The organism is Lentiprolixibacter aurantiacus (assembly GCF_026241225.1).
GTDB classification, from domain to species: domain Bacteria; phylum Bacteroidota; class Bacteroidia; order Flavobacteriales; family Flavobacteriaceae; genus Lentiprolixibacter; species Lentiprolixibacter aurantiacus.
Map to the genome: position 1 here is coordinate 873,025 of NZ_JAPFQP010000001.1, position 21,103 is coordinate 894,127.

Annotated in this window: 15 protein-coding genes; 6 read left to right on the forward strand and 9 right to left on the reverse strand. The window is 45.5% G+C overall.

Translation table 11 applies throughout. The features are described 5' to 3' along the window. Positions 1 to 6: 6 nt before the first annotated feature. Genes OO016_RS03855 through OO016_RS03870 form a run of 4 tightly spaced genes read right to left on the reverse strand, consistent with a single transcriptional unit; the run spans position 7 to position 6,650 of the window. On the reverse strand, positions 7 to 3,513 hold the full coding sequence (locus OO016_RS03855) for an efflux RND transporter permease subunit (protein ID WP_266010984.1): 3,507 nt from the start codon (positions 3,511 to 3,513) through the stop codon (positions 7 to 9). 4 nt (positions 3,514 to 3,517) lie between these two features. Next, complete coding sequence (locus OO016_RS03860) at positions 3,518 to 4,690, reverse strand: efflux RND transporter periplasmic adaptor subunit (RefSeq protein WP_266010986.1); 1,173 nt, start codon at positions 4,688 to 4,690, stop codon at positions 3,518 to 3,520. A 19-nt stretch (positions 4,691 to 4,709) separates the two neighbouring features. Next, positions 4,710 to 6,044, reverse strand: coding sequence for a TolC family protein (locus OO016_RS03865; protein ID WP_266010988.1), 1,335 nt, complete (start codon positions 6,042 to 6,044; stop codon positions 4,710 to 4,712). Continuing rightward, the gene (locus OO016_RS03870) at positions 6,045 to 6,650 is read right to left on the reverse strand and encodes a TetR/AcrR family transcriptional regulator (protein ID WP_266010990.1); all 606 of its coding nucleotides are present in this window, start codon (positions 6,648 to 6,650) and stop codon (positions 6,045 to 6,047) included. A gap of 228 nt (positions 6,651 to 6,878) precedes the next feature. Between OO016_RS03870 and OO016_RS03875 the strand changes: the two genes are divergently transcribed. Continuing rightward, positions 6,879 to 7,856 carry a polyprenyl synthetase family protein gene (locus OO016_RS03875; RefSeq protein WP_266010992.1) on the forward strand — a complete coding sequence of 326 codons (978 nt, stop codon included), beginning with the start codon at positions 6,879 to 6,881 and terminating at the stop codon, positions 7,854 to 7,856. On the opposite strand, the gene OO016_RS03880 is transcribed toward OO016_RS03875, so the two are convergent. After that, positions 7,853 to 9,010, reverse strand: coding sequence for a lycopene cyclase family protein (locus OO016_RS03880; RefSeq protein ID WP_266010994.1), 1,158 nt, complete (start codon positions 9,008 to 9,010; stop codon positions 7,853 to 7,855). The genes OO016_RS03875 and OO016_RS03880 overlap by 4 nt on opposite strands. Positions 9,011 to 9,044: 34 nt before the next feature. Continuing rightward, positions 9,045 to 11,342 (reverse strand): TonB-dependent receptor, encoded by a 2,298-nt coding sequence (locus tag OO016_RS03885; RefSeq protein ID WP_439649300.1) that lies wholly within the window; start codon positions 11,340 to 11,342, stop codon positions 9,045 to 9,047. Between the two features lie 82 nt (positions 11,343 to 11,424). Between OO016_RS03885 and OO016_RS03890 the strand changes: the two genes are divergently transcribed. Together OO016_RS03890 and OO016_RS03895 are read left to right on the forward strand one after the other, a co-directional pair. Next, the gene (locus OO016_RS03890) at positions 11,425 to 12,078 is read left to right on the forward strand and encodes a metal-dependent transcriptional regulator (protein WP_266011954.1); all 654 of its coding nucleotides are present in this window, start codon (positions 11,425 to 11,427) and stop codon (positions 12,076 to 12,078) included. A gap of 1 nt (position 12,079) precedes the next feature. Further along, positions 12,080 to 12,898: a ZIP family metal transporter gene (locus OO016_RS03895; protein WP_266010996.1), complete on the forward strand. Its 819-nt coding sequence runs from the start codon at positions 12,080 to 12,082 to the stop codon at positions 12,896 to 12,898. A gap of 14 nt (positions 12,899 to 12,912) precedes the next feature. On the opposite strand, the gene ppk2 (OO016_RS03900) is transcribed toward OO016_RS03895, so the two are convergent. After that, entirely contained in the window at positions 12,913 to 13,653 is a 741-nt protein-coding gene (ppk2, locus tag OO016_RS03900) for a polyphosphate kinase 2 (protein ID WP_266011956.1), read from the reverse strand. A gap of 74 nt (positions 13,654 to 13,727) precedes the next feature. Then, positions 13,728 to 14,573, reverse strand: coding sequence for a polyphosphate kinase 2 (gene ppk2, locus OO016_RS03905; RefSeq protein WP_266010998.1), 846 nt, complete (start codon positions 14,571 to 14,573; stop codon positions 13,728 to 13,730). Between the two features lie 180 nt (positions 14,574 to 14,753). Here ppk2 (OO016_RS03905) and OO016_RS03910 point away from each other — a divergent pair, with 180 nt between their 5' ends. Genes OO016_RS03910 through OO016_RS03920 form a run of 3 tightly spaced genes read left to right on the forward strand, consistent with a single transcriptional unit; the run spans position 14,754 to position 17,682 of the window. Then, a complete protein-coding gene (locus tag OO016_RS03910) occupies positions 14,754 to 16,808 on the forward strand; it encodes a S9 family peptidase (protein ID WP_266011000.1) in 2,055 nt (684 codons plus the stop codon). Between the two features lie 4 nt (positions 16,809 to 16,812). Then, positions 16,813 to 17,241 (forward strand): hypothetical protein, encoded by a 429-nt coding sequence (locus tag OO016_RS03915; protein WP_266011003.1) that lies wholly within the window; start codon positions 16,813 to 16,815, stop codon positions 17,239 to 17,241. A 36-nt stretch (positions 17,242 to 17,277) separates the two neighbouring features. Beyond that, on the forward strand, positions 17,278 to 17,682 hold the full coding sequence (locus OO016_RS03920; protein ID WP_266011004.1) for a DUF2141 domain-containing protein: 405 nt from the start codon (positions 17,278 to 17,280) through the stop codon (positions 17,680 to 17,682). An 8-nt stretch (positions 17,683 to 17,690) separates the two neighbouring features. Here OO016_RS03920 and OO016_RS03925 read toward each other — a convergent pair whose 3' ends face one another. Continuing rightward, positions 17,691 to 20,951 (reverse strand): S41 family peptidase, encoded by a 3,261-nt coding sequence (locus OO016_RS03925; protein WP_266011005.1) that lies wholly within the window; start codon positions 20,949 to 20,951, stop codon positions 17,691 to 17,693. Between the last annotated feature and the right edge of the window lie 152 nt (positions 20,952 to 21,103).

Below are 21,103 nucleotides of genomic sequence, written 5' to 3' on the forward strand. Positions count from 1 at the left end.
TTTTTATTATGCAGCTATTTCGAATGCTTCCTCCTTGTCTTTTGGCTTTTTATGGCCTCCGCGGAAGCGGATCTTAATCCTGTATACAATATTGAAAAGGACGGGAACAATGATCAATGTGAGGAATGTGGCTACGATAAGCCCGAAGATAACGGTCCAGGCCAAAGGCCCCCAGAAGATCACATTATCCCCACCTATATAAATATTGGCGTCGAAATCGGCAAAAAGGGTAAAGAAGTTAATGTTCAGTCCTATAGCCAGTGGGATTAATCCTAATACCGTGGTGATGGCAGTCAGGATTACAGGTCGCAAACGGGCTTTTCCGCCTTTTACTATGGCCTCGGTAACCTCCTCGTTGGATAGCAGGTCTTTGTCATCAAGACCCAGTGCTACCTTTTTACGGTCGATCAGAATTTGGGTATAATCCAGCAGAACCACACCATTGTTAACCACAATTCCCGCAAGTGCGATGATTCCCATCATGGTCATCATGATTACAAAAGGCCATCCTGTGAGCATCAGGCCTCCGAAAACACCAATTAAACTCAGGAAAATTGCGGTCATGATAATGGCCGGTTTGGATATTCCTCCAAACTGGAATATGAGGATCAGCATGATTAGCCCCAGACCTGCAAAGAAGGCTCCCACAAGGAAATTCATCTGCTTGTTTTGTTCTTCAATCTGCCCCGTATAATCTACCTTAACCCCTGCTGGCAAGTCGCCAAAATCTTCCATTTCCTTCTGGATCTGGGCAACGATAGCCCCTGCATCTGTAAATCCGGGTTGCAATCCGGAATAAACCGTAACCACCCGCTTGGTATCCCTGTGTTTTATCGCGCTGAAGGAAGAGGTGTTCCGTTGTGAAGCCACGGCAGAAACGGGAACTTCCTTGATCTGCCCGGTTGCCGGATCACGGAAAATTATTCTCTGATTGAAAAGGGCACTGGTGTTGTAGCGCAGATCTTCATTAAAACGAACATTGATGTCATAATCCTCCCCGTCTTTCTTGTAAATTCCTGCCTTATCGCCAAACAGAGATCTTCTCAGTTGCTGTCCTACCTGTCCTACACTTACGCCGAGCTCCCCTGCCTTTTCACGGTCCACAACCACCTGCATGCTGGGCTTGCTCTTGTTTACGTCTATCTTGATTTCTTCTATACCAGCAATATTCTTGCTGTTGATGAAGTTCCGGATACGTTCAGCAACATTGATAAGGGTGTCATAGCTCTTGCCCTCTATCTCTATATTGATAGGATATCCGGAAGGGGGTTCAATTGCATCTTTTTCCACTGAGATGGCAAGACCAGGATATACCCCATTCAAACCTTCCTGTATTTCCTTGCGCAGTTGTTCCGTATCCCGTCCCTTGCGGAATTTAAATTCGCGCATGGAAAGAGTAACCTTGCCACGGTGTGGCATCTCAGCAGCAGACCCACCTTCTGTAAAGGGGTTCTCTGCTCCTTTTCCTACCTGCGAAACGCTGGATTCTACCAACAGGTTGTGCGAGCCTTCCATGTATCGGTCACTATCGGCAATGGCGTATACCCTTCGTTCAATGTCCTTGGTAATAGCGTTTGTTTTATCGATATCAGTACCCTGGGGATATTCAATGTATACAAAGATCTGGTTAGGGGTATTATCGGGGAAGAATTCCACTTTTGTCCTGCCGCTTCCCAACGAAATCCCGAACGTAATAAAGGCAGTTAGCAGCAGTATTACAGTTACTCCAAAATACCAGTATACATTGCTTCCCCGGAGAGCATGCTTTATGCGGGTTTCATACCAATTCTCAAAACGGGTCAGGGTTTTAGTCTGGAACTTTCTCGCCGAAGGTTTTAGCAGGTATTTGTAAGCCCAGAACGTGATAGCGAGCACAATCATCAAGGTGCCCAAGCCTCTTACCTGTCCTCCGACAATTAGTATAAAGGCTCCCATACCCCCCAGCAAAATACTCAGGCGTATTAATTGCTTGCGGGAGAGCTCCCTTTCTCCAATTTCCATAAAGCTGGAAACCAACATAGAGTTCATAAAAATGGCCACAAAAAGGGAAGAACCCAGTACTACTGATAAAGTGATGGGGAAATAGATCATGAACTCCCCCATAATGCCAGGCCAGGTACCTAAAGGAACAAAGGCCGCCACTGTTGTAGCTGTTGATATGATAATGGGAAAAGCAATTTCCCCGATTCCTTTTTTGGCGGCCTCAATTCTGCTCATCCCTTCTTCCTCCATAAGGCGATAGACATTTTCAACTACCACAACCCCGTTGTCTACCAGCATACCTAATCCCATAATCAGTCCAAACAGGATCATGGTATTCAGTGTATATCCAATTGCCGACAGGATCATGAATGACATGAACATAGACATAGGGATGGCAAAACCAACAAATAGTGCATTTCTGAAGCCCAGGAAGAACATCAGGACGGTAACCACAAGAATGATTCCGAATATGATATTGTTTACAAGGTCATCTACCTGGTTCAAAGTCCGACTGGAGGTATCATTGGCAATAGTAACTTTCAGGTCCTTCGGGAAATAATTTTCCCTGGCTTCATCCACCAGCTTTTTGATTTCTTCTGCCGCCGTGATAGCGTTTTTACCAGAGCGTTTCTTTATATCCAGCATTACTACGCTATTGCCCTTCTCCCGTGCGTAAGTGGTCTTATCTTCTTCCTTAAAGGATATGGTTGCGATGTCTTTGAGGTATACGGCATTGCCCTTTTCCGATTTGACCACGAAATTCTCCAGCTCCAAAGGGTTTTCAATTTCTCCCAGCACCCGGATGGTGCGCCTTTGTCCGCTTGTTTTAAGGTTACCGGCAGACATGGTTATATTTCCATTGCCGATAGCCTGGAGAACATCGTCGAAGCTGATTTTGGCAGCCATCATTTTATAGATGTCCACGGCAACCTCCACTTCCTTATCCTGTGCACCTCGAATATCTACTTCCTTGATCTGGGGCAGGTCTTCAATTTCCTCTTCCAGGTATTCCCCGAATTCTTTCAATTTGTCCACCGGATAGTCGCCCGTAATATTAACGTTCATAATGGGCATGGATTCTGATAAATTCAGATCAAAGACATTGGGTTCAACTTTGGCGCCGTTAAAAATGGGCCAGTCTTCCCCTGCTTTTTCCTCATCTACCAGATCCTTTACTTTTTGCTTGGCACTTTCAACAGTGATATCCTCATCGAACTCAACCGTGATCATGGCGTAATCTTCTTCAGAAGTAGAGATGATTTCTACCAGGTTACTCACGTTTTTCAAACGGTCTTCCAGAGGGTCGGTTATAAGGCGTTCAATATCTTCTGCGGTATTGCCCGGGTATATGGTGCTGACATAGATCTTGGTTTCCTCAACTTCCGGGAAATCCTCACGAGGCATGGCGAAGTAGGAAGAAAGGCCAATCAGGAAAAAGATTCCTATCATGACATAGATAACCGAAGGGTTGTCAATGGCCCAGGAGGAAAGCCTGAATTCCTTGTTGATATTTTTTTTCTGACGACTCATTTTGCTACTGGATTATTTGAATTTGTTGTCCCTCCCGAACAGTACGAGCTCCTTCTTTGATAATTTGATCACCGGCTCTGATCCCTGAAAGGACTTCAACGAGATCACCCTGTGTCCTGCCGGTTTTCACAATCATTTTGGTAGCTTCGGCAAAAGCATCATCAGAGGTGTTTGAGGCCAGGTAAACGTATTGCTCACCCTCGGCATTCTCGGAGATTACACTTTGGGGGATAAGTATGGCTTCCGCATTGCTGTAATCATTAATCTGTACCCGGGCTGTCAGATTCGGTTTGATATTTCCCGTCTGGTTAGGCACAGGAATCTCAACGTTGAAGGATCGGTTGACAGGGTTGATAAAGTTCCCTGTCTGACGAACCCTGGTTGTTATACTATCTCCCAGGACAGGAAAATAGACCTTTACTTCTTTTCCTTTGGTAACCCCTTCAAGGTAACTTTCCGGGACATCAACAGAAATGTACATATCCGACAGGTTAACTATGCGGAATACCGCTACTCCTGTACCTGGAGAAACCACTGTACCTTCGTCCTGTATTACATCATCTATGATTCCTGAGAATGGGGCAGTGATCCTGGACTTGGCCAGTTGGCTCTCTGCCTGTTCCACGGTATTCCGGGTGGCTTCGAAATTAGTTTTAGCCTGTAAAAACTGAATCTCTGAACCAATTTTCTGATCCCAGAGTCGCTTTTGCCTTTCATAGGTGGTCTTTGCCAGGGCCGCCTGAGTCCGCAACTGTTCCAGCTGACTTTCCATGCCTCCATCATCGATCACAGCTAGCAGTTGTCCCTTTTTTACCTGCTGTCCTTCCTTTACATACACTTTTAACAGTGTACCGGGCATTTCGGGATAGATCAGCACATTTTGCCTGGTCATAACATCTCCCTGTAAATCAAGGAAGTGCTTAAAATGGCTGGTTTCTGCTTCAATAGTGGTTACCAGGGGCACTTTCATATTATTGTCTATAGAACTTATGGCGGAGTCCAGTAGTTCTAACTCTCTGTTGAGCATTTTTTGCTGGTCGGAAATTTCCTGTCGCTTTAATTTGATATCATTCAAATTTCCGGCGGCGATTATATCTTCTATAGTAGCATTGCTCTTATTCTGACAGCTCTGGGTAATGGTCATTCCAATGAGCAGCAAACCAATTATTTTTTTCATCACGTTAAACTTGTTATGCTTAGTTGTTGAGTATTGTTTCTAGATCTGTTTTTTTGTTGATTACGTTAACCATGGATTGCAGGTATTCCTGCTGTGCAGCGTAAAGCTGGGTTTGAGCCTGTCTGAGTTCAAAACTGCTGGCCAGACCTTCGCTGTACTTTATCTGATTTTTATTTTCGATACGTGCGGCCAAATCCAGGTTCTTCTTTTTGGTCTCATATTCTTCAATGGAAAAAATATAGTCGCTTCGGGCACGGTCCAATGCCAGCCGGATTTTCTCCTCGGTTTCGGTTAACTGGGTTTTGGCCTTCTCAAATGCAATTTTAGCACGCTGCGTACTGGCATCCCGTTTTAATGAACTGAAGAGGGGAATCTTAAGGTCTACACCCAATACGGAGCTTTCAAACCATTCCTGTTCGCTTTTAAGGAAATTAAAATCGTCTCCGAAAGCAAAGTAGCTGTAATTAACAAAGGCGTTTAAGGTAGGCAGCGCCCTGCTCCTGGCCAGTTTCAGTTCGTAATACCGCTGCTCGTTCAGATTAAAGACCAGCTTGTAATCCACATTGTTTTCCATCACAAACTCCGATTCCAGCAAGCCCGGATTGATCTGTTTTTTAGTCAGGTCGTCCAGATTTTCAGTAAGTATGGTGTTGTACTCTATGGGTAATCCCATCATAAGATTGAGCATTTGCAGGGTAATCACTTCCAGGCGCTGCGCATTTTTAAGGCTGCTCTCCAAAGAAGCGAGTGTTATTTGCAATTGCTCCACACTTTCTTCATCTCCTAATCCGTTCTCAAAAAGTTTTTGGGTTTCGTAAAGAGTTTTGCCCAGGGTTTCAATATTATTTTGGGCGATGGCAACCGTTTCTCTTGCCAGCAATACATTTCCATAAGCTTCTACCACTGCCTTGCGAACCTCCTGGGCTGTCTTCTCTTTGTTATTCTGACTATAACTCAGAAAGGCCCTTGTAGCCTGTACGCCGACGATATAGGAGCCGTCAAAGATCTGTTGCTTAAGCGTTGCTGTTGCATTGGCAGATTGAGGCGGACTAAACACTACCGGTTGAAATGTGCCAGGCTCCCCTCCGAAAAATTCTGCAGGGATCAGGGATACCGGCTGTTTCAGCTGGTTTTGGTAGCTGATGTTAGCATCTATCTGTGGCAGCCCCGTGGCTATTACCTCCCACTTTTGTTTTCGGGCATCCAGGATATCGCGGTCTGCGTTTATAGCGCTGTAATTGTTTTCCAGGGCAAAGTTTATGGCTTCCTCCAATGAAAACTGTGTTGGCGTATCCTGTGCCCAACTGGAAATAAGCGGAATAATTAATAAAAGGGTAATCAGTGAGTTTCGCATTTATTCGTGGTTTGAGTTGATGATTTGATTTAAAATTTTTCTGCCTTTTGGAGTGACAATACCCCTGAGGTGGTACTCGAGGTATTCATCCATCAATTGGGCAGATGAAAACCGGTTGCCCGGGAATAGTCGCGGATCATTGAGACTCGTTACACCAGAAAAATAAATTCTTGCAATGAAGTCGGGATCCAGATTTTCGCGGTATATGCCCATGGCAATACCTTCCCTTACGTTGTCAAGGGTGCATTTCTGCATCATTTCAAATTGTTTTCCCCTCAGGGTCTTGTGAATCTGGGGGTAATATTTCTGCAACTGAAACTGGGGAGAAGCCTTTTCCTCCTTGAGATGCTCCATAACCAGACGTTTGATCTCATAAAGCTCTTCAATGGGGTTTTTATGAAGGGAGCATATTTGGTCAATACCTTCAGAAATGACATTAAAAACATGAAGAGTGCAGGCCTCTACCAGTTCATTTTTATTCTTGAAATGGGCGTAGATGGTTTTTTTAGAAATACCCATTTCATGGGCCAGGTCGTCCATGGTGACGCTCTTGAATCCCAGGTTCAGGTATAATTCCGTCGCTTTTTCCAGTATCTGCTCTCTCATAAGTGAGGCAAATATAGCAATGGAAACTTTTAATACATAAAAAGTTTCCAGAGTTTTACAATTATTTAACAAGATGTTTATGTGATGATAATTTTTACAGGAATTCCCGGGCCTTGTAAGTCAATTTAATGTCGAGAAAAGCATTACTGAACTATAAGAAGGGATGAAATAGCCGTTGCGTAATATCAGTAAAGTCAGCTTTTCCATTATTTTTGGAAAAAATTCAAAATGCCCGATTTAATTAAATCATACCAGGAGGTTTTTAACGGCTATCTGAAGGAGAAAGTCAGGAGTTCTGAACCGTCGGGTTTATACGATCCCATGTGTTATATCCTTGACCTGGGGGGCAAGCGGTTAAGGCCTGTTCTGACCCTCATTTCTGCTTCGGCCTTTGGTATAAATAAGGATGAAGCCCTGGATGCTGCGCTTGCTATTGAGGTATTTCATAATTTTACTTTGCTTCATGACGATATTATGGATGAAGCTCCTTTGAGGCGGGGACAACCTACTGTGCATCACAAGTGGGATATTAATACCGGGATCCTCTCAGGTGATGCCATGCTCATTTATGCCTACCAACTATTTGAGACCTATCCGGAAGACATCTTTAAACCTTTAATGCAGCTATTCAGCCAGACTGCCAGGGAGGTATGCGAAGGACAGCAATACGATATGGACTTTGAGACACGAGAAGATGTTACTATCCCGGAGTATATGCTGATGATCACATATAAAACTGCGGTTCTTGTAGCGGCAGCCATGCGAATGGGGGCTATTATAGCCCGGACTTCTGAAGAAAACCAGAAACTTATTTACGACTTTGGTAAAAACCTCGGGATTGCATTTCAGTTGCAGGACGATTATCTGGATGCTTTTGGAGACCCTGAAACCTTTGGCAAACAGGTGGGAGGGGATATTATAGAAAACAAAAAGACCTACCTCTATTTAAAGGCAAGGGAACTGGCTTCCCCGGAAGTGGCTAATGATCTGGACCATCTGTTTTCCATTAAACCAAAGAATCCTGTGGGCAAAATCAGTACTGTGCTCGAGATTTACCGGGAGACCGGGGCTGCAGAGGCCACCAGGGAAGCTATTGCGGGGTATACCAGAGAAACGTTTGAAGTGTTGGAAAACCTGGAACTGACGGGGGATTACAAAACATTACTCCGTTCCTTTGCCGAAAACCTGATGGATCGTAAGGTTTAAAAGAGCCTTCTCCTCAGGGCGTCCAGGAACAACCGGGTTGGACTGCCGGACATGGTCAAAAGTTCTTCCCAGAAATTGGTTTCTTCATCAAGGAACTTGAATAAGAGTTGAGGACTCCTTTTTTTGAATATGGACTCAAAAATCCGTCTTCCCTGGCTGTTATCCCGTTTCAAGATGTCTAACAACAAAAGATCGTAAAACCAAAAACGGGATCTTCTGTCAAAGCTTTTAAGCGGCCGTTCTGCTTTGAGGTGCTCAACAAGTTTTTTAACTTTTAAAGCACTGCTCCTGAAGGTATATCCTGTGCTTGCTTTGGCCCAGCCCCCGGCTATTCCAATATGAAGCAGATTTGCTGAATTATGCTGTTTGAAGTTATAGGAAGTCATGGGGATTCTCCCTTTTTCCTTAACCTCTATCTCGTATTCTTCGCAATTAAGGTCTTGCTTCAAATAATTCCGGATAGCATTTTCGTATTCTTCCTCGGGTAAAAGTTCTTCTGAAAAAAGTGTGTATTCAACAAGGGCTTGCTTCTCTGAAAAGGGAAGCACATACATAAAGCGTGTGTTGCCCTTCTGAGGGATGGAAAAGTCCATGAAGGTGGCCGTGCCCGGATCAAAAGTGTTGGTTCTGGTTTTAACGAACCAGCCTATGAAGTGCTGTTGTAAAACCGGATAGCGTTGTTGGGAAGTTAAGGCGGTACCATCAAAGATACTTGAGAATACCTGGCTACCGGTATATGTTCTTTTATTAGTGCTGACTACTACTTCATGTCCCTGATCTTCTATAGATTGAACTTTGGCATTTATGAATGTCAGGTTGGAAAAGCCCTTTAACTTTCCAAAGTAATGTTCGTAAAAATCAATACCCCTGATCATTTTGTACCGGTAAGGCTCAATGGGGATACGGGCCCTGTATTCTTTCCCCGCAAAATAAATGGTGTCCCAGGTCCTGTGGACTATATTGTCAAAAGTCCCTGCTCCCTGTTCCCAGAAACACCACGTCCGGTCATTGCTTTGCTTCCGGTCTTTGTCCAGCAGCAGTATTTGCTTATCACCGAAATGAGGATCGCTCCCCAGTGCATCGGCAAGCATTAATCCGGAAGCACCGGCGCCTACTATGATATAATCAAAATCTGGCATAGCCTTTAGCGTCAAAAATACGAATTAAGGGGTGAACCCGCTTGCGAACTTAATTCAACTGGTACCTCAATCCGATAAAAGCACGGATACCCTGATTGGGCCCGTAGACGTATGAGGGATCAAAAGTGAGGGCATAAGGATTATCTGCCGTAGGCACTACATTGCCACTGTTATCAAAAACTACCTGCCGGTCAAACGGATCGTTGGCTCTCGCAATTATGAAAGGGTTACCCCTGTTGGGTGTCCAGTCCAGCAGGTTTTTTACCCCACCATAGATTTCAAATCCAGGTAATCCATTGTAAGTGAACTGAATATTCTGTATGCTCCATGCAGGGGAGAATTCCGACCTGGGGTCCAGTGCCCCCAAAAGAGGCAACCGCATGGGGCCGTACAAATTCCCGGTATAATCCACGCTCAGGTTTAAGGATCGAATGGTATAGGAGACATTCCAGGTTCCCGTATAACTTTCCGTAAGGATTTGCCGTTGTGTAATCCCGTTTTCGGTGTTTTTGACGTCCTGAAGTGTGGCGCCCAATAAAAATTTGAGCCCATTCGGGAATACCAGGTCCAGGTTGGCACTGATTCCCTGTGAAATGGATCTTCCATCGAGATTATCGTAGATGATCTGGTTGGGGTTTGTATCATAATCGGGCAGGATGATATTGGAAAACTGGGTATAAAAGACAGAGGCATCAATGCCAATGAATGAGCCGTTATCGGCATAAATTTTTTTCAGGTAATTGAGATTGAAGTTAAAGGAGCGTTCCGGGTTTAATTCTTCGGTAATAACCACCTCCCTGGCCCCGGTAAGGGCTGCATGCTCCTCGGTAAACAAATTAACCACCCGGAATCCTGTTCCAGCATTGAATCGTAAAATATCCTGTTCGGAAATCTTCCATTTAACTGCTCCCCTTGGTGTAAAGATATTGCCGTGGCGGTCGTCATAATCATATCGCAGTCCTGTAAGAACGGATAGTTTTGGACCCATCTTTATTTCGTCCTGAAGGAAAATGCTGGGTATCCAGACCTTATCGGGTTCGTTGGATCGCAGTGTTGAGGTGGCCGGGGTACTGTCGTCGTAATAGTTGTAGCGAACAGCAGTTCCAAAGAGCAGATCGTGTTTGCCCAGGGATTTATCCCAGGTAAGCTGTCCGAAACCTATGCGCTGGTCGGCCAGATAAGGCATATCTCCATAGACGGAGTTCTGGTAATGGTCATTGTAGCTAAAGGACAGCAGTAATTTTTCTTTAAGGGGCAGCTGGTACTTACCAAGTATTTCCCAGCGCCTTGTATAAATACTTTCGCCGTATATAACATCACCTCCACGGAAATCAGGAGTCCACTGCATCTCGCCACCCCAGCGGTCTTCATAGAAAAATCGACCAGCCAGTGAAAAGATCCGGGAATGCTCTCGCTTTATATTCCATTTCTGGAAAACGGATATGCGGTCCTGAAGGGTTACATCGGTAAAGTTGTCACCGTTTTCATCTGTGGGTACATCGAAGTTGAAGTAATTCACTCCCAGCAGCAGATCAGTTTTGGATCCCATGCTGATCTTGGCTCCCACATCCAGATTATACTCTCCCCAACCCGTCACAAAGGCTTCGGCAGAGAATTCCGGTGCCAGAGGGGCGTGTTTGGTAATGACATTGATCAAGCCGCCAACAGCCTCACTTCCATACAGGCTGGAAGCCGGCCCTTTTACGATCTCTATCTGTTCAATCAGGGAGTTTGGGATACCTGTCAGCCCATAGACAGTGCCCAGGCCACTCACAATAGGCATCCCATCAATCATCACCAGCGTGTAGGGGCCTTCCAGTCCATTGATATGAATATCTCCCGTATTGCAGACATTGCAATTGATCTGAGGCCTGACCCCGTTTACATTCTGCAATGCATCAAACAGGCTGGGGGTGGGGTTTTTTTTGAAAAAAGCTGGAGTATATACTTCCACAGGTACGGGACTTTCCAGCCTGTTAACAGGTTTAAGGGTGCCGGTTATTACGGTTTCATCAAGTTGCTCCGCGGAATTTATAAGGGAAATGTCCAAAAGCTCATTTCTTGAATTGCCACTGAATTCAATTCGTTTCCGGTAGGTTTCATAACCCACCGCGCTGACCAGCAAAACATAATTGCCATGTGGGATATCTTCAAGCACATACAGTCCATTTTCGTTTGTAGAAGTTCCATATGTGGTCCCTTTGAGGTAAATGTTGGCAAATGGGACCGGCACTTCTGCACTGAGAACAGTTCCCCTGATACTATTCTGACCCAACAAACTGGAGTAGAACATTGCACAGGCAAAACCTAAAAAGGCCCTGATTTTAATATTGTTTACATTAGGCATTTAAGAAACCATAAAATAAAATTAGACAAATCTAAAAATATGTTTATACAAATAAAAATGTATTTTTGTAATTATGAGTGCGATAAGCCATTCCGAGGAGAACTATTTAAAGGCCATTTTCCATTTAGGTGGTGAGGGAAAGCAATCTGTGGCTACAAACGCAATTGCCCGCAGCATAAAGACGAAGCCTTCTTCTGTAACGGACATGATGAAACGCCTTGCGGAGAAAGACCTGGTAAATTATCGCAAGTACAAGGGGGTATCGCTTACCGAGGAGGGAAAGAAAGCTGCATTGTCCATTATTCGGAAACACAGGCTTTGGGAGGTTTTTCTTGTGGAGAAACTGAATTTCTCCTGGGATGAGGTACATGAGGTGGCGGAGCAACTGGAGCATATTCAAAGCGAGAAACTTGTAGACCTGCTGGATGAGCATCTAGGGTTTCCCCAGTACGACCCTCATGGGGATCCTATTCCCGGTAAGGATGGCAACTACCCATCCCGTGAAAAGCAATTGCTAAGTCAGTTCCCGGAGGATTCACGGGGGATTTGCATAGGCGTTAAGGATTCCTCCGCTTCTTTTCTTAAATATCTGGACCGGAATAAAATTTCATTAGGAGATACAATCCACGTCCTGGAACGGGAAGACTTTGACAATTCTTTATTGGTGAATATTGGCAATAGGAAGATGCAGATTTCTCATCAAATTGCCGCTAACCTTTACCTTAAAATGCTTTGATATGATAGATCAGGTTATTGCTTATTTCGAAACTATTGACCCTATCCTGGCAGCCCTTTACGCCACAATTTTTACCTGGTTCCTGACGGCCTTGGGCGCTGCACTGGTTTTCTTTTTCAAAACCATGAACCGGGCTGTTTTGGATGGAATGCTTGGATTTACAGGTGGCGTAATGGTTGCTGCAAGCTTCTGGAGTTTGCTTGCACCAGGAATAGAAATGAGTCCTGGAGAGGGATTTATAAGGGTGATCCCGGCTGCGGTTGGATTCCTGTTGGGAGCTGTATTTCTTTATGGACTGGACAAAATCCTGCCTCACCTGCACATCAATTTCAAGGAAAGCGAAGGGATTAAAACTCCCTGGCACAGGACTACCTTATTAATCCTGGCCATAACTATGCATAATATTCCGGAGGGACTGGCCGTAGGGGTTCTCTTTGGCGGAGTAGCCTCTGGTTTTGAAGGGGCTACAATAGGAGGTGCCGTTGCCCTTGCCCTGGGGATAGGACTGCAAAATTTTCCAGAGGGGTTTGCTGTTGCCATGCCGCTTCGAAGGCAGCGACTTAGCAGGACCAAAAGCTGGTTGTACGGTCAGGCTTCTGCCCTTGTTGAACCCATTGCCGGAGTACTGGGAGCCTGGGCCGTGCTTACTTTTGAGCCTATCTTACCCTATGCTTTGTCCTTTGCTGCCGGTGCCATGATCTTTGTTGTGGTGGAGGAGGTTATACCCGAGACCCAGCAGGATAAATTTACTGACATCGCCACCATGGGATTTATAGGAGGTTTCATAATAATGATGGCCCTTGATGTAGGTCTGGGATAAAAAGCGGTTTGAATCTATTCTAATTCCTCTTCCTGTATTTCCTCGTAAGGAATATTGTCCAGGATATATTGAAGTGCCTCTATCCGGGCATCTGTTTTCCTGTTGGCATCTATAATAACCCATGGGGCTTGTGGCAGGTTGGTATTCTCGAACATCCGCAGTTTAAAGGAGGTGTATTCATCCCATAATTCCTGTGCCTTTTGATCCACCGCGGTTATTTTCCAGCGTTTCAGCGGATTGGCTTTGATTTCCTTGAAACGCAGGGCTTGCTGTTCCTTGGATATGGAGAAATACAACTTGAGCAGGTAGGTGTCCGATTCCAGGATCATCCTTTCAAAACTGTTGACCTGCCCCATGAAGGTGCGGTATTGCGATTTGGTGCAAAATCCGTTAACGGGTTCCACTACGGCCCTGTTGTACCAGCTACGGTCAAAGAATACCATTTCACCAGGCTTGGGCAGCTGGTTTACGTAGCGCTGGAAATACCATTGGCCCTGTTCTTCAATAGTAGGTTTTGGAAGTGCTACTATTCTGAAATTCCTGGGGTTGATATGGGCCGTAATCCTGCGAATGGCTCCCCCTTTTCCTGCAGCGTCCCTGCCCTCAAAGATTACGACAACCTTTTTGTTCTTGGTGATCACCCAGTTCTGCAGTTTTATCAATTCTGCCTGCAATTCCCTCAGCCTGATCTCATTCCGGGTATACCGGAGCGCCTTCTGCAGGTTTATCTTTTTCTCCGCGAATAAAAACTTCATGCCTATGGGCGAATTGAGCAAGGCAACTTCTTCTTCAGAAAGTACGGGTGTTTCTACTTTGGTTCTTGCCATGATTAAATATCAATTTGTTCAATATGCCTGTAATAGCGCTGAACCACATTTGGATCCGGAAGGATGGTGGTTTTGGAGCCTGCATGGCGTGAATAGTGAAATTGTGAAAGTACATATCGTATGCTTTCCAAACGGGCTACCCTTTTGTTGTTCGCTTTTACAATGATCCAGGGGCTGAAGGTAGAATGGGTTTTGGAAAACATCTGTTCCTTGTAGTGGGTATATTTATCCCAGAGTACCTGTCCCATTTTATCCACAGGGCTGAATTTCCATATTTTCAAGGGGTTATCCATACGGGAATCGAACCGCTTTTTTTGTTCGTCCTTGGAGATAGAAAACCAGAATTTGATCAGGATTACCCCGTCTTCATAAAGCATGTGTTCAAATCCGGGAACCTGCACCATGAACTGGTCGTATTCCGGTATTGTACAAAAGCCCATCACCGGTTCTACTACTGCCCGGTTATACCAGCTGCGGTCAAAAAAGACGATCTCCCCGGGATTTGGCATTTCTTTGATATAGCGACGAAAATACCACTGTCCCTGTTCTACTTCTGTAGGTTTGGAAAGGGCTACCACCCTCATGCTCCTGGGGTTGAGATGCTCAGTGAATCGTTTGATGGAACCTCCTTTCCCCGCAGCATCCCTGCCTTCGAACAGAATGGCTACCCGTAACTTTTTTTTGGTAACCCATTGTTGCAGGGTCACCAGTTCTGCCTGCAGCAGTTTGAGTTCCTCTTCATAACGGACATTCCTTAAAACTTTCCTGATTTTCATGTTTTTCTGATCGGCTACGCTGATCAGATCCTTCCTTCGTTTGGCTTTTAGTAAGTCCTCAAGTTCAAACATTCGCTGTATTGGTATTAGGTTGCCGGCAGTTCGAATCTGGCCTGATTGCAAATCACCGGAATCCTAAAGATACTATTTTTCCCCAATCCGGAAGACGCAAAGGAGGCCAGAATAATGAGTAGAAGTAGTATTTTTGGCATACGGTTATTATTGTCCGTTTGTTTTTAACCCAATACTCTAATGATTCTATTTCGCAATTATCTGATTTCCTTATTTTTTGCACTCTTACCCCTGTTTCTGGCAGCCCAGGAAGCCCAGCCGCATCCCAAATTTTCATATTTGGATGTGTTTGATTTGCAGTATGTATCCGATCCACAGATTTCTCCTGATGGGGAATGGGTGGTGTACCGCAAAATGGGATACGACATTATGAAAGATCGTGCAGTTGGCAACTTGTGGATTAGAAGTACTAATGGAAGTTTACATCAGAAGCTTACTGCAAGGGAAGGAAATGAATCCAGCCCAAGATGGTCTCCTGACGGGAATAGGATAGCTTTTGTAAGTGCTACCGGGGAGGGATCCGAAATCTATATCTACTGGAAGGGTAGCGGTAAAATAGCGCGTATATCACAGCTTCCTGCAAGCCCCTCTTCCATGACCTGGTCTCCGGACGGAAAACAACTGGCCTTTTCCATGAATGTTCCCAAGGCACCTCCGGTTTTGGTGAAAATGCCCAAAAAACCAAGAGGGGCCAAATGGGCAGAAGCGCCGCGTATTACAGATCGTGTCTATCACGAAGCTGACGGTCGGGGATATATTAACCCCGGGTTTAACCATATTTTTGTTATCCCGGCAGAGGGCGGAGCTGTAAGGCAGGTAAGCTCGGGAGATTATCACCACAGAGGCGCCCTGTCCTGGAGTCCTGATGGCAGGTACATATATTTCTCTGCCAACCGTAATGAAAACTGGGAGTACGATTTCCGCAACAGTGAAATTTACCGCGTTTCTGTAAATGAGGGTACCATCGAAACCCTGACCAGCAGGAATGGACCTGACCGCAATCCGGCTGTATCCCCAGATGGGAAAAGCATCGCTTATATAGGCTTTGAAGATAAAACACAAACTTATCAGGTAACCCAGCTCTATCTGATGGATGCCAATGGAGGCAATATCCGGGAACTGACCAAACAGCTGGACCGGTCGGTGGCCAGTCCTGTATGGGATAAGGAGGGCAAGGGCCTTTACTTTCTTTGTGATAATGAGGGAAATACCAAAATTGGTTATGTTACGCTGAATGGTAAAGTCACAAAAAAGGCAGATGATGTTGGGGGAACCTCTATTGGCAGGCCCTACGGAGGCGGGTCGTTTTCCGTATCCAGTTCCGGAATACTGGCGTATACGCTTGGAAGGACAGATCATCCCGCGGATCTGGCCATACAGAAAGCTAGGGCGTCTTCTCCCCGAAGATTGACCAATCTAAACAAGCCCTTGTTCGAGTTTCGCAGGCTGGGTAAAGTAGAAGAGATCTGGTACACTTCTACTGTAGATCAACGAAAAATACAGGGATGGGTGGTCTATCCTCCCGATTATGATCCAGCAAAGGAATATCCTTTCCTGGTTGAGAACCATGGCGGCCCCATCTCCAATTACGGGGACAGGTTTTCCGCAGAGATACAACTTTATGCAGCAGCTGGCTATGTGGTGTTTTACCCGAATCCCCGGGGCAGCACGAGCTACGGTGAAGAATTCGGAAACCTTTTATACAACAACTATCCCGGGGACGATTACCAGGACGTGATGGATGGGGTAGATTATTGCATTGCAAAAGGGATCGCCCATGAAGATCAGCTCTTTGTTACCGGGGGTAGTGCAGGGGGTATAATGACTGCATGGATGATTGGGAAGAACGATCGTTTTGAAGCTGCTGTGGTAGCCAAACCAGTCGTAAACTGGATTAGCAAGACCCTGGTTGCCGATAATTACTTCGGCTATGCCAATTCGCGCTATCCCGGGCAACCCTGGGAGAATTTTGAAGGCTACTGGAAATTTTCCCCCTTGTCTCTAGTGGGCAATGTCACTACACCTACCATGGTGCTTGTTGGAATGGACGATCTCAGGACGCCTCCCAGCGAAGCAAAGCAATTGTATCACGCATTAAAATTGCGGAAAATAGAGACTGTTTTGGTAGAGATCCCGGGCGCAAGCCATGGCATTGCCAGCAAACCAAGCAACCTCATTACCAAAGTTGCTCATACGCTGGCCTGGCTGGATAAATATTGCAACAAAGAAAAATAGGGTCGTGGCGCAGAAACATCGAAAGGGATTGTGGAATTTCATTATTGTAGTAACGCTACTGGTTTGTGGTATGGTGTTTGCCATGCATTATAAGAACTGGATCAGAGAGGAAACAGACCAGATTACAATTCTTTCGGGATTTTATTTACAGCAGATACCCTATGCAGAGTTGCAGGAGGTAGAACTTGTACCGCGCATCCCGGAATTGGAACGTATAAATGGGTTTTCTGCCTGGGAAAAAGAGAAAGGAATTTTCAGGGATTCACTTAGGCCGAATAATAAGATTTATGTCTATGTAGATAACCTTTATGATGAAAAGATAAGGTTGTTGTACAAGGACTCAATAGAACTATACCTGAATCTCTCCGATTCCCTTAAAACAAGAGAGCTGTTACAGTTGTTGAAAGAACGAAAGGATGTACAGATACAATAGCGAACAGAAGAACTCGTTATAAGCTCAAAAACAGAAATGCGACTTCTTTTTCTTTTTTTTCTTATTCCCTTGATGGGGATAGCTCAAAATAAACTGACCGTAAAAGTTTCCGGGGTTTCCTCCAATTCGGGAAATATCATGTTGGCCGTCTACGATAATGCCGAGGGGTTCCTTAAGGAAGACAAGGCCCTGATGGGGGTCAGCACCAGGGCCGTAAGCGGCATCACCGAATTGCAGATAAGTGAACTCCCTGAAGGTCAGTATGCCCTTGCCATCTACCATGATGAAAATGGCAATGAGGAACTCGATACCAATTGGCTGGGTATTCCCAAAGAACCAATTGGATTCTCCAACAGTAAAATGAAAACCTTTGGTCCGCCAGGATTCGAGGACTGTTCTTTTTTACTTAAGGCTGATAAGGAAATCCAGATCAGCCTTTGATCCTGATTTTATTCGTTATTATAACCATCCGGTCTTTTCCATTTAACCGGTGGTGCTGGTTCTGGCTTGATCTGGAATTCATTCTGCCTGAGTAGCTTCATGGCTTCTTCAACCCCCTTTTCCAGTTGAGGATCCTGTCCTGCCAAAACCTTGGCAGGCTCTTGAATCACTTCAATATCTGGTGCAATACCATCACCCTCAACAGCCCATTTTCCGTATTTATCATAAAATCCACCTCTGGGGGCCACCATACGTCCACCATCTATAAACCTCGGGGTATCCCAGGTTCCTACCAGACCACCCCAGGTTCGAGTCCCAACCAGCGGTCCGATATTCTTCGCCTTGAACATGTAGGGCAAAAGGTCACCCCCGGAACCGGCCCTCTCGTTAATCAGCATTACCTTAGGACCCCAGATCCCGGCAATTGGAGTTGTCCAGGGACGATTGTCTTCCGTCTTGCTGTTGAAGTAGCCAAATAATTCCCTGTCCAGGATATCAATCATATAATCTGCTGCAGATCCGCCACCATTGTTCCTTTCGTCAATGATGACTCCTTTTTTATCCTGCTGGGAGAAATAATACCGGTTGAATGAAGTGAATCCACCTCCACCCGTATTGGGAACATAAACATAGGCCAGTTTGCCGCCCGACAATTTATCTACCTTGCGACGATTTCCTTCAATCCAGTCATAAGTCCGGAGACCTCTTTCGGAACGAACGGGTTTTACCAAAACCTTTTTTGCCCCCTGTTCATTGGGGACATTATTGACTGTAATATAGATTTCGCGTTCTGCGGTTTGCTCCAGCAGGCTGTAGGGGTTGATGCTGCTGTTGAGCGGTTTTCCATCAATTTCAAGCAGGTAATCTCCCTCATTTACCCCAAGTCCCGGCATTGCTAACGGGGCCCTAAAATCCGGATTCCAGCTTTCTCCGGTATAGATCTTATCAATTCTGTAAAAGCCTTTATCGACTGATAAATCACATCCAAGGAGGCCCACGGGTACATTGTCAATATCGGGTTGATCCCCACCCGAAACATAGGAATGGCCAACAGATACCTCGCCAGACATGATGTCTACCACGTAGTTGAGGTCTGTACGATGCCGCACATGGTCAATCCAGGGGGAATACCATTCATAGATCTTGTTCCAGGGCGCCCCGTGTACATTATTGACATACAGGAAATCACGCATAAAACGCCATCCTTCCTTGAAAATTTGCTTGTACTCGGCCCTTGGGTCTACTTTAACACGTAAATTGGTGTTCAATGCCCCATCCCCATTTTTGGGTTTTCCGGATGTTTTTACAATACTCCAGCTTCCATTTTTTTGAAGCAATATGGATTCCCGGTCGGACGAGACCATAGCTCCAGCCACATTGGTGCTGAAATCTTCTGCCTTTAATTTCTCGACATCGTATTTATGCAGTGTAACATTGGGTTGGTTAGGCACACTCTCCGCAATGAATACCTGCATTTCCGGACCGGCCATCAGTGCAACGTAATTGCGGGCGTCCAGTTTAAGCGGTACTATCCGCTTATATATATCTTTCGGACTGATGGTAACGCTAACGCCTTTTGTTTCACCATCCTTATCCCCTTTATCTTCCTTTTTCTTTTTATCCCCGCTATCCTTTTCTTTTTTTACTGATTCTTCGTCGCTTTTTGGCAGGTTCGGGGCTTTGTCTTTATCGGATAAAACCAGCGCATATAGAGACCGGGTTACATCAGGGTCATAGGAACTCATATCCAACCATCCCGATTGTAGTCCATAATTGGTGCTGGCCAGGAAATAGAGGTATTTCCCATTCTTATCCCAGGAAGGGCTGATCGCATCTGCCATTCCATCTGTTAACTGCAGGCGCTGCTGTGTTTTTATATTATAAGCAAATATGGCTTTAAAATGACTATCTAACTGCCTGGGATAAGCGATCCACTGACTGTCGGGAGACCAGACCGGATTCATGGTCCGGTTGGGATGTGCATAGCGATCCGTATCTGCTTTCATTGCTGTACCACTATTCAGGTTGATTACCCAGATGTTGTAATCCGTATCGGAGTAAGCAATATGGGTGCCATCAGGCGACCAGTCCGGTTCAAAGTAGAATGTGGGGTTAGGCAGCGGGTAAGATTTTTGATTCTCCCCGTATTGGTTGGCCACAACCAACTGATATTCACCACTGGCATCTGAAAACCAGGCCACTTTATCGCCCTTCGGAGACCATACAGGATACCGATCAGCTACACCTGGGGTATTCGTCAGGTTTTTCCAGCTTCCGTTTTCCCTGGGAACGCTGAAGATCTCTCCACGATGCTCAAAAAGGGCGCGTTTTCCCGTTGGCGACAACCCGGGATTGGTGAGATTCCTGCCGGAAACATCTTCCCATCTCAGACGGGAAAAGCTCATATCTCCCTGCACGGTTATATTCAGCTGCCTGCTGGCATTGGTCTCAGGGTCAAGGAAGTGAAGATAACCACCCTGTTCATATACAATTCCAGATGGCCCAGCATCCAGGCTTTTTACATCAAACTTTTTGTGGAAGGTATGCTGTTTTTCCGCTCCTGTAGCAGGGTCAAAAGACCAGATATTGCTTGCATAATCCCGTTCCGATAAATAAAATACCTTATTGCCATGCCAGACCGGGTCCAGATGCCTTTCCGCGGTAGGTTGGGGGGTGCGAATGAGAGCTTTGGTCTCCATATTGACAATCCAGATCGGCATGGCCTGTCCCCCCCGATAATTGCGCCATTCCGGATCCCAAAAGGTGATAGGTACGTATGCAATATGTTTCCCGTCCGGAGCGATTTCCCCGAATGCCGCTCTTGGGATATCAACAGCCTCGGGGATACCACCCTCAAGCGAGACCGTGTAGAACTTGTTGGTTTGCGTTGGCCTGCCTTCCCGACCGGAACGAAACAGTATTTTGCCATCAGGGGTCCAGCCCTGTACAAAGTCACCTGCCGGGTGCCAGGTAAGTCTTTTGGGTTCCCCTCCTGTTGCCGGGATAACGTAAACGTCCAGGTTACCCCCATACTGACCGGTAAATGCGATCATTCTCCCATCTGGTGAGAAATGAGGGGCCAGTTCATAGCCCTCATTGCTGGTTAACCTGATCGCCTGTCCGCCGTTAATAGAAGTCTTCCAAAGATCATTGGCATAGACAAATACTACTTCCTTATCAGAAAGCGTAGGTTGTCTTAATAATTGGGTGCCCTGCCCGAGCAGACAGAAGCTCATCAAACCCGCTATAAGGGTGAGTAAAGTTTTCATGAGATTAGTTTTATGGATAGTTATTATATCTGGCTTTAAATGACCTTATTTGCTTTTGCCGGGGTCTTGAGTGTGGTAAGAAATCGGGGTAGATTAAACGACATGTAAATGCGTCTTGCAAGCATAAGATACGTATTCTTCACTTCTTGCAG

Coding starts and splice junctions, on each gene's coding strand:
- OO016_RS03925 (WP_266011005.1), bottom strand. CDS start 20,951: ATGAAAACTTTACTCACCCTTATAGCGGGTTTGATGAGCTTCTGTCTG.
- OO016_RS03865 (WP_266010988.1), bottom strand. CDS start 6,044: ATGCGAAACTCACTGATTACCCTTTTATTAATTATTCCGCTTATTTCC.
- OO016_RS03875 (WP_266010992.1), top strand. CDS start 6,879: ATGCCCGATTTAATTAAATCATACCAGGAGGTTTTTAACGGCTATCTG.
- OO016_RS03860 (WP_266010986.1), bottom strand. CDS start 4,690: ATGAAAAAAATAATTGGTTTGCTGCTCATTGGAATGACCATTACCCAG.
- OO016_RS03885 (WP_439649300.1), bottom strand. CDS start 11,342: ATGCCTAATGTAAACAATATTAAAATCAGGGCCTTTTTAGGTTTTGCC.
- ppk2 (WP_266011956.1), bottom strand. CDS start 13,653: ATGAAGTTTTTATTCGCGGAGAAAAAGATAAACCTGCAGAAGGCGCTC.
- OO016_RS03920 (WP_266011004.1), top strand. CDS start 17,278: ATGCGACTTCTTTTTCTTTTTTTTCTTATTCCCTTGATGGGGATAGCT.
- OO016_RS03910 (WP_266011000.1), top strand. CDS start 14,754: ATGATTCTATTTCGCAATTATCTGATTTCCTTATTTTTTGCACTCTTA.
- OO016_RS03855 (WP_266010984.1), bottom strand. CDS start 3,513: ATGAGTCGTCAGAAAAAAAATATCAACAAGGAATTCAGGCTTTCCTCC.
- OO016_RS03895 (WP_266010996.1), top strand. CDS start 12,080: ATGATAGATCAGGTTATTGCTTATTTCGAAACTATTGACCCTATCCTG.
- ppk2 (WP_266010998.1), bottom strand. CDS start 14,573: ATGTTTGAACTTGAGGACTTACTAAAAGCCAAACGAAGGAAGGATCTG.
- OO016_RS03870 (WP_266010990.1), bottom strand. CDS start 6,650: ATGAGAGAGCAGATACTGGAAAAAGCGACGGAATTATACCTGAACCTG.